General features: G+C 38.2%; 10 protein-coding genes and 2 pseudogenes. 8 read left to right on the forward strand and 4 right to left on the reverse strand.

Annotated elements, in window-relative coordinates; all coding sequences use genetic code 11:
- On the forward strand, window positions 1–823 hold an 823-nt coding region (locus AD710_RS18675), incomplete at its 5' end, for an HNH/ENDO VII family nuclease (protein WP_049628844.1).
- 2 nt (window positions 824–825) lie between these two features.
- Window positions 826–1,284 (forward strand): SMI1/KNR4 family protein, encoded by a 459-nt coding sequence (locus AD710_RS18680; RefSeq protein WP_049628845.1) that lies wholly within the window; start codon window positions 826–828, stop codon window positions 1,282–1,284.
- A gap of 286 nt (window positions 1,285–1,570) precedes the next feature.
- On the opposite strand, the gene AD710_RS18685 is transcribed toward AD710_RS18680, so the two are convergent.
- Window positions 1,571–1,945, reverse strand: coding sequence for a YoqO family protein (locus tag AD710_RS18685; RefSeq protein ID WP_049628846.1), 375 nt, complete (start codon window positions 1,943–1,945; stop codon window positions 1,571–1,573).
- Window positions 1,946–2,177: 232 nt separating this feature from the next.
- Here AD710_RS18685 and AD710_RS18690 point away from each other — a divergent pair, with 232 nt between their 5' ends.
- Entirely contained in the window at window positions 2,178–2,492 is a 315-nt protein-coding gene (locus tag AD710_RS18690; RefSeq protein ID WP_049628847.1) for a hypothetical protein, read from the forward strand.
- A 265-nt stretch (window positions 2,493–2,757) separates the two neighbouring features.
- Here AD710_RS18690 and AD710_RS20140 read toward each other — a convergent pair whose 3' ends face one another.
- The gene (locus AD710_RS20140) at window positions 2,758–2,967 is read right to left on the reverse strand and encodes a MerR family DNA-binding protein (RefSeq protein WP_331456779.1); all 210 of its coding nucleotides are present in this window, start codon (window positions 2,965–2,967) and stop codon (window positions 2,758–2,760) included.
- Complete coding sequence (locus AD710_RS20145) at window positions 2,952–3,137, reverse strand: MerR family transcriptional regulator (protein ID WP_231595089.1); 186 nt, start codon at window positions 3,135–3,137, stop codon at window positions 2,952–2,954. Before AD710_RS20145 ends, AD710_RS20140 begins: the two co-directional genes overlap by 16 nt.
- Before the next feature lie 94 nt (window positions 3,138–3,231).
- On the opposite strand from AD710_RS20145, the pseudogene AD710_RS18700 reads away from it, so the two are divergent.
- Window positions 3,232–4,067, forward strand: a pseudogene (locus tag AD710_RS18700) (SDR family oxidoreductase).
- Between the two features lie 132 nt (window positions 4,068–4,199).
- Here the strand turns inward: AD710_RS18700 and AD710_RS18705 are convergent.
- On the reverse strand, window positions 4,200–4,808 hold the full coding sequence (locus tag AD710_RS18705) for a TetR/AcrR family transcriptional regulator (protein ID WP_049628848.1): 609 nt from the start codon (window positions 4,806–4,808) through the stop codon (window positions 4,200–4,202).
- Window positions 4,809–4,922: 114 nt separating this feature from the next.
- Here AD710_RS18705 and AD710_RS18710 point away from each other — a divergent pair, with 114 nt between their 5' ends.
- The 4 genes and pseudogenes from AD710_RS18710 to sprB all read left to right on the forward strand — a co-directional run bounded on the left by AD710_RS18710 (window position 4,923) and on the right by sprB (window position 7,662).
- Window positions 4,923–5,495: a cysteine hydrolase family protein gene (locus tag AD710_RS18710; protein ID WP_049628849.1), complete on the forward strand. Its 573-nt coding sequence runs from the start codon at window positions 4,923–4,925 to the stop codon at window positions 5,493–5,495.
- A gap of 126 nt (window positions 5,496–5,621) precedes the next feature.
- Window positions 5,622–7,022: an MFS transporter gene (locus AD710_RS18715; RefSeq protein WP_231595090.1), complete on the forward strand. Its 1,401-nt coding sequence runs from the start codon at window positions 5,622–5,624 to the stop codon at window positions 7,020–7,022.
- A 332-nt stretch (window positions 7,023–7,354) separates the two neighbouring features.
- A pseudogene (locus AD710_RS20150) lies at window positions 7,355–7,483 on the forward strand (hypothetical protein); the annotation flags it as partial.
- Window positions 7,484–7,485: 2 nt separating this feature from the next.
- Window positions 7,486–7,662, forward strand: coding sequence for a recombination directionality factor SprB (gene sprB / locus AD710_RS19715; protein WP_156187195.1), 177 nt, complete (start codon window positions 7,486–7,488; stop codon window positions 7,660–7,662).
- Window positions 7,663–7,717: the final 55 nt, after the last annotated feature.

Genomic DNA, 7,717 nt, shown 5'->3' on the forward strand with positions numbered 1-7,717 from the left:
ACTGGGGAATGCAGTGCTTCATCCAGTTGAAACATACGATGCTATTGCAACAGCAATAGAAGAATCGTATCAAAAAGATATGGTGAACGGAGATGCGTATTCCAGGTCAAGATGGGTGACATATGCGGTCGGTTCAGTGGCTGTGGCCGTCGTCGGAACGAAAGGCGCAGGAGCCGTTAACAAAGCTGATGCGGCGGGGAAGGTCATAAACAAGGCAGGACAGGCAGGGAAAAAAATTAAAGACGTTAAGATTGCAGATTTGCTTCCTTATCATCCAAAGTACAAACTTGCTCTGGCCGATAACGTACCATACAATGTGATTGACAGCCAAAATCTTAAAAATGAACTTTTGACCAATGCAAAGAAAATTCCGGATGGAACGAGAAAGCCGTTTACTGGTCAAGAAATAAACCTTCCTTGGTTAAATAAAGAAAAGTATGGTGCCTTTGAGGTTAAAGGGAAGGTAAAAGTTTCGGGTAAAACTAAAGATGTAAGTCGAAGAGTATACACATTGAAAGATATTGATATAAGCAAAGTTGATGCTGAAAGCGGAAAAACAAATTTACAACTTATGAAAAAAGGTGACGCTCCTTTTGCTAATGACGGCACAAAAATCAACTTGCACCATTTAATTCAAGAAGAGCCAGGAACGATGGTGGAAATTCCAGCTTCTGTGCATCAAAATAATAAAAAAGTTCTCCATGGATTGAAAAAAGGTGGAGAAAGTTTTAGAAATGACAGGGAGTTGCGGAATCAGTATAAAAGCTTCCAACGAAGATATTGGAAATGGAGAGCGAGCCAATTTGAGAAAGGAGACATGTAACAATGACTTATAATGAAATTGAAGAATTTATTAAAGAAAACGCTGAAGATGATGATTTTACAGGCGGAGTAAGTGAAGAAAAAATCAAAGAGATACAAAATCGTTTAAATTTGAAACTTCCCGAGAGTTATAAGTGGTTTTTAACTAAATACGGATCAGGTGGAATTTACGGGGTAAATATACTTGGTCATGGGAAAGTTTCTGCAAGAGTTGTGACAGTTACTGAAGAATATAGAACTCATTATGATTTAAGTGATGGTATTGTCGTTATAGAGTATGTAGATGAATTTTCTTATTGTCTTGATACACACAAGATGGAAAACGGAGAATGTCCAGTTATTGTTTGGGCAAATGAAGCTGGTTATGGAGACACGGTTGCAGATAACTTTCTGCAATTTCTTATGGTAGAGCTAGAAGAAGCAAAAGAAAACTGGGATGACGATGAAGATTGGGAAGATTAAAAACTCTTAATCAGAGAGTCTGGCTGTCTAGAGAAGCGATAAGAAGTGTTTATGATTAAATATTGCTGAGAGGAAATGAATATGATCGAGAAGTTTTGGTAAAAAATGAAGAAGAGTCCATTAAGATGGAGTGCAAAAGACAGCGGTATGAATGATGAGGAATTAAGAATCGTTCTGAATCAATTCATCATTGACAGAAGAGAGTCTGCAAAAGTCGATATTGCGTTTGATTATGTACATAGAAGACGGCATAAAAAGAAATGGTTAGCTAAAAAAAGGCAAAGAGTCAACGCTCTTTACCATCAGGTGTTTTCCTTAAGCGGTCTGCCATATGCTTAATTAAACTAAGCGCAGCAGTCACTAATCCAATAACTAAAACAATTTCAAGTAAAAGGATAAATCCAAAATTTAAACCGCGACTTTCAAAGTAATCACCAGTAAAAAAGAGCAATTGATAAATTCCAAGCATTAGTACAATAAAGGAAGCGCCTATAATAGCCAGAGATTTTTTAGAGAACTCCTTAGTATGTTCAAAATTATAAACCAATAAGAACAAAAATAGACAAGCCATAGCGATCTTTTGAGTCAATGAATCACTTGCTGAAAACTCATGCACAAGTAAGGAGATAATTAACCCAGTCATTCCGATTATTTTGTTCATGATTTCACCTGCTTTGAATAAGTATGATCTGGTGTCAGCTTACCAATTAAAGGGGATTTTCTCAAGATGATACACATTAAAGTTAAATTAAAATCGTGATTTTAACTATTTATTAAGAGGAGACAAAATGAACATTAACATTGCAAAGATTCCTACTTATGAACACAGGATTGGTTCTAATCGCAGCCGAGGGCACAATTATTGAACCTGGTGAAATCCCAGTGGATACGAAATGCAGATTCGGCCGCTGACTGGGATCACGCTTAAGACGGTGGTTGTAGATAATATTGCACAGAAAATTGGTGAGGAAGATACAGTATACCATTTCGTTAATGGTGGTTGGGAAAAAAACGAAAAGGACGAGTTTTTCGATTTCAATATTGATGATTATCGTTATGGAAGTATATTTGTTCCGAATAGCACGTGCAAAATTCGCAAAGGTGATCGTATCGCAGAAGCATTAATCAAGCCGGTCATTATCAAAAGTCCAATTCGTGAAAAGATCTATAAGAATTTGGCTCTGTTAAAGAATCGTGTTGATTTTTAAATTAACATCATAGCTTGGTATTTAATAACTTAGTTCAGTTTTGGAAAAATAAAAAACATATGAAAATGCATGCAAATTTGGCATGCATTTTTTTGTTATATCAAGTTTTATTGCGTTACTTGCATTGAAACTATATACCAATTTGCAAATCAACTTTCAATACTGAAATTCCCATTGAAGCCTTGCAAATTTATGTGAAAAACGATTTTAAATACACGTACAAGTCAAGCCCATGCACAACTTAGTCAGAATGTCGAAGCTTTAACTAGGAATTGGCCTTTTCTGGGTCATTCATCATTGTGATTCTGTATTCCAACATCATGTTAAGAGTTCCAAGCATCTGTTCCATTTCGTCCTTCTTACGTTCGATTTCTATTATCTTTTGGCGAATCCATTCAATTACTTGTTGATTGGTACGTGTATTTGAATCACGATCTTGCAAAATTTCCTTCACTTCTGTTAGTGAACAACCCACCCTTGAAACTTCTTTACCAGATTCAGACGTTCAATCGCTTTTTCTGTATAGTTACGATAGTTATTTTCCTCTCTCCGTATATGCCGACTGTCTAATAAACCTTCCTTTTCATAAAAACGAATGGTGTGGACTGATAAACCTGTCTTTTCTGATAATTCTCCAATTTTCATAAAATCTCTCCTCGATTTTATTTGCCTTAGAGTTAACTCTATAGTATAGAATCAACTTGTTCAATAAATAGTACAACTCAAGGAGGGCATTTTTATGCGTATTTTTGTGACAGGAGCAACAGGTTACATCGGGTCTGCTGTCGTCCGAGAACTCATCGATGCTGGTCATAAAGTTGTCGGCCTTACACATTCTGACAATGGTGCCATGGCACTGAAGGAAGCTGGGGCTGAGGTGCACCATGGATCCCTTGATAACCTCGACACTCTTCGCAGCGGAGCCGCATCTGCGGATGGTGTCATTCACCTGGCGTTTAAGAACGACTTCTCGGACTTCGCTGGTTCGCTCGCAACGGACCTGCGTGCAATTGAGGCGATTGGGGAGGTGCTCGCAAACTCCAACAAGCCGTTTGTGACCACTGCTCATGCAAACGGAACGGCATCGGATAATGCGGTGATCGCACTGGCTGAGCGTGGGGTGCGGACATCGATTGTGGAGCTTCCGCCGTCCGTCCACGGCGTGGGCGATAAGGGCTTCGTACCGAGGCTGATCAACATTTCCCGTGAAAAGGGTGTCTCTGCTTACATTGGCGATGGATCCAACCGTTGGTCAGCCGTACATCGGCTTGATGCGGCACGCCTATTCCGTTTGGCCTTGGAATCGGCCCCAGCAGGAACACGGCTTCAAGGGGTCGGAGATGAAGGTATAGCATTTCGAGACATAGCAAGCGTCATCGGTAAGCATCTGAACTTGCGCGCAGTCAGCATTTCACATGAAGAGGCAGATGCACACTTTGGCTTTCTTGGCTTAATTGCCGCTCTTGATTTACCGAAGTCAAGCACACTGGCCAAAAACTCTTGGGATGGCGGCCTGTGCACCCAACACTTATCTCGGACCTAGAGCAGGGTCACTATTTCAAAAAGAAGGATTAATCTTTAGCCCTTTTCATTACGAAAAGGGCTGTTTTGTTAAGGCTTACGAAGGATTATATGCTACATTGAAAAAAACATAAAAAATATAGAGGCGGAGTAAATGACCGAAACTAAGACGAACACAATTACTGCTTAATCAGATATAAACGTTGAGTAGATTTGCTCCAAAATAATTTCAGGAGAATAACCGCGAACTTCTCTTTGAAATAAATAAAAATCACTCCTTAAAGCTTGAAGTAACGTATCCGATCTAAATACATTGTTCACTTTCGGGAATCTGGTTTCGTATATTTCTTCAAAAAGATTGACGAATATTTGGTGTAATTCACTATAAATCGGACCTTTTGATAGGGGATTGCGGCTTTTGCTTGGAGCAGCATCTTCAACACCTTTAAGCAATTGAGCTTTATTTTCTCTGAATTGGATAAATAAACTTAGTACGCCTTTAAATCGTAACCGTGGTGACTCTTCTCTATGCTTTTCTAAATACGCATCTATATCCTCAAATAGTAGAACTACGTTGTCCCTAATTAAATCAAGGCACAATTCTCCCTTGTTTTTATAACGTCGATAAAGAGTTCCAGGGCCGATTTTTGCTTCTGTTGCGATCTGATTCATGCTAACCTCTTCAACACCATTTTGTTCAAATAATTTAAAAGCAGCATCTAAAATACGTTGGCGGTTCTCAGCTGCGTCACGACGTTCAGTGTGCTTATGTAATATTTTTTTATCATTAACCATGCAAATATCACTCCAAAAAATGATTATATAATTGACAAGTGGAGATATCTCCGTTTATTATTGAAAGGAGAGCTCTCCACTTATTGTATCCTATTGAAAAGGAGATTACAACATATGTTAAATCAAAATGGTAAAACTGCACTATTAGTAATGGATCTGCAAAATGGAATCGTACCACATTTAGGAGAAAATCTAGAACAAGCTTTAATGCCATTTCAAAAGGCAATAAAAGCCGCCCGTAAACATTCTATTCCAGTTATTTTTGTCAGGGTCGGATTTAGTGAGGGTTATCCGGAGGTCAGCACGAAAAACAAGGCTTTTTCAGCTATAAGTAAGTATGGTGCTATGACGGTCAATGATCATGCAACACAAATTTATGAATCCGTTCAACCCGAAGCAAATGAACCTGTTATTACGAAATATAGAGTTAGTGCTTTTAGTGGAAGTAATCTAGAAATGATCTTACGGGCGCAACAAATTGAGTCACTTGTTCTCAGTGGAATATCTACAAGTGGGGTCGTTTTATCCACTTTAAGAGAAGCAGCGGACAAAGACTTTGAAATTAAAGTGTTAAATGACGCTTGTTTTGATCCAGATCCAGAGGTTCACCGAGTTCTAATGGAAAAGGTATTTCCACGTCAAGCTGATGTGTTAACGGTCCAATCCTGGATTGCTGCGTTGAATTAAACAAAGAGGGTCTGTTTCCGTTATGGGAAATAGACCCGACTAATTTGCCTTCAGTTTTCTATGATTACACAGCCGTTTTTTATGGTTCCCGAAACCTTTCAAGATGAAATGAAGGAAGGAATAAATTTGTCTATATTTAGTAGCAACAGGAAGGGTACAAATAAAAATCATTTTAATCAAAAACTGGTTGCTCCAATGGTTTTAGGTTCCATTCTCAATCCTATTAACTCTTCGATCATTTCAGTTGCTTTAATTCCAATTGGTCAGGCGTTTGGAGTAGCGCCTTCTCAAACAGCATGGCTTGTTTCTGCTTTATATCTTGCTACGGCAATTGGACAGCCAGTTGTAGGAAAGTTAATTGATATTTTTGGTCCAAGACTTCTTTTTTTAATTGCAACATCATTAGTAGGTATCTCTAGTTTAATCGCAATCTTTGCCCCTAATATCTGGTGGCTAGTTTGCTCAAGAGTTCTACTTGGTTTTGGAACCTGCGCTGGTTATCCTGCCTCTATGTATCTTATCCGTAGTGAAGCAGAGCGAACAGGTGAGGAAAGTTCAACGAGTATTCTTACATTATTAGCGATCTCTAGCCAAACGATTGCTGTTGTTGGACCAACCTTAGGGGGGCTGCTTATTGAATTTGGCGGTTGGCAAAGTATATTTATCGTAAATATTCCTTTATCATTAGCCTGTGTGTTCTTAGGTTACTACCGGTTTCCAAGGGGGTTAGGAGATTCCCTTAGCAAAGAGGAGAAAAATACTTCCATTGATTTTATTGGTATCATTTTCTTTGGAATCACCCTAATTTCTGCTCTCCTTTTCTTAATGAGTCCGAATTGGCATAATGTATATTTATTAATAATTGCAATCATCTCCGGTGTCATTTTTACTGGCTTCGAGTTGAGAATCAAAAATCCTTTTATGGATTTACGATTATTAGGCGGGAATACTCCCTTGTTATTAACGTATACCAGAGGTTTGCTTTCAGCTACCGTATCATACAGTTTTCTTTATGGATATACCCAATGGTTAGAAACAGGCAGGGGGCTGTCCCCTTCACATTCTGGTCTGTTGTTATTGCCGATGTTTTTAACGTCGATCATCATTTCTAAAACAACCGGAAAAAATCCTGCGATCCATATGAAATTGATTGTAGGGAGTATCGTTCAGTTTATTGCTATGTCACTGCTGTTATTTACAAATCATTCAAGCAGTCTTATTTATCTTGTTGTCATTGCTATACTTTTCGGAATACCTCAAGGCATATTGAATTTGGCTAATCAAAATGCGGTCTATTTTCAGGCTGCTTCCAAACAAATCGGCGCTTCAGCAGGTTTGTTAAGAACCTTTATGTACATGGGAGCTATGCTTGCTTCTGCTGCCAACGGATTGTTTTTAAAATCCGAAGCTATTACAAAGGGTCTCCACTATGCAGCAATATTCAGTTTAGTCATTTGTTTGATTCTAATTATTACCCTATTCGATCGATCATTGAGCAAAGTTGGAAAAAAACACATGAATTTGTGAAAAGGAATTTTTACATTTTTCTATAGTCAGCAATCAGTCAATTTGTTGAACAAGAATTAAACGGGTGAAACATATTAGCCATGTATAATATGTTTCACCCGTTATTTTTTGTGGCTTTTTACGATTTAGATATTGATAACTGAAATTCGGTAATATAACTATCCTCCTCGAATGGCTCTTTGATTGAACGCAGTAACATTGGCGATACAAACAAAATATCACCGCCTACTTAGAACATAATAGCTAAGCGAAGGTGATATATAAAGCGACATGGCAGTAGTACTTAATGGGATTCAATGAGCTTCGGTGAGTTGTTTTTAGGCGAGTTAACCAGGGATGAAAAGAAAAAAGTAAACCATACATATTATTTGAACAAGCTTTGCGAGGCTTTGATAAAGAAAGAACAGTCAAGAGACGAACCATTACATACATATAATACTCCTGTGAAAGCGGGGGTGTAGCTTTGGAACCTTACCAACGTTATGAGGAATTAAAGAAGAAAACAATAAAGGTTGTCCATAAAGATAATTACGGTATCCGCTATATAGATCAGGATGAAGCAAGTAATGACTTAGATGGATTTTATAAACAATTTGCTCAGCATTTATTGGAGGCTGCTTTGGAAAGGAGTGCAGAGTAAGCTTCTTTTTTTGATTTGTTTGTAGTCAGTATCTTAATAAACGGCTTTATCGGTA

The organism is Bacillus sp. JFL15 (assembly GCF_001184225.1).
In the GTDB taxonomy this organism is placed as follows: domain Bacteria; phylum Bacillota; class Bacilli; order Bacillales; family Bacillaceae; genus Bacillus; species Bacillus siamensis.

Coding starts and splice junctions, on each gene's coding strand:
- AD710_RS18685 (WP_049628846.1), bottom strand. CDS start 1,945: ATGAACAAAATAATCGGAATGACTGGGTTAATTATCTCCTTACTTGTG.
- AD710_RS18710 (WP_049628849.1), top strand. CDS start 4,923: ATGTTAAATCAAAATGGTAAAACTGCACTATTAGTAATGGATCTGCAA.
- AD710_RS18705 (WP_049628848.1), bottom strand. CDS start 4,808: ATGGTTAATGATAAAAAAATATTACATAAGCACACTGAACGTCGTGAC.
- AD710_RS18690 (WP_049628847.1), top strand. CDS start 2,178: ATGCAGATTCGGCCGCTGACTGGGATCACGCTTAAGACGGTGGTTGTA.
- AD710_RS18680 (WP_049628845.1), top strand. CDS start 826: ATGACTTATAATGAAATTGAAGAATTTATTAAAGAAAACGCTGAAGAT.
- AD710_RS20145 (WP_231595089.1), bottom strand. CDS start 3,137: ATGAAAATTGGAGAATTATCAGAAAAGACAGGTTTATCAGTCCACACC.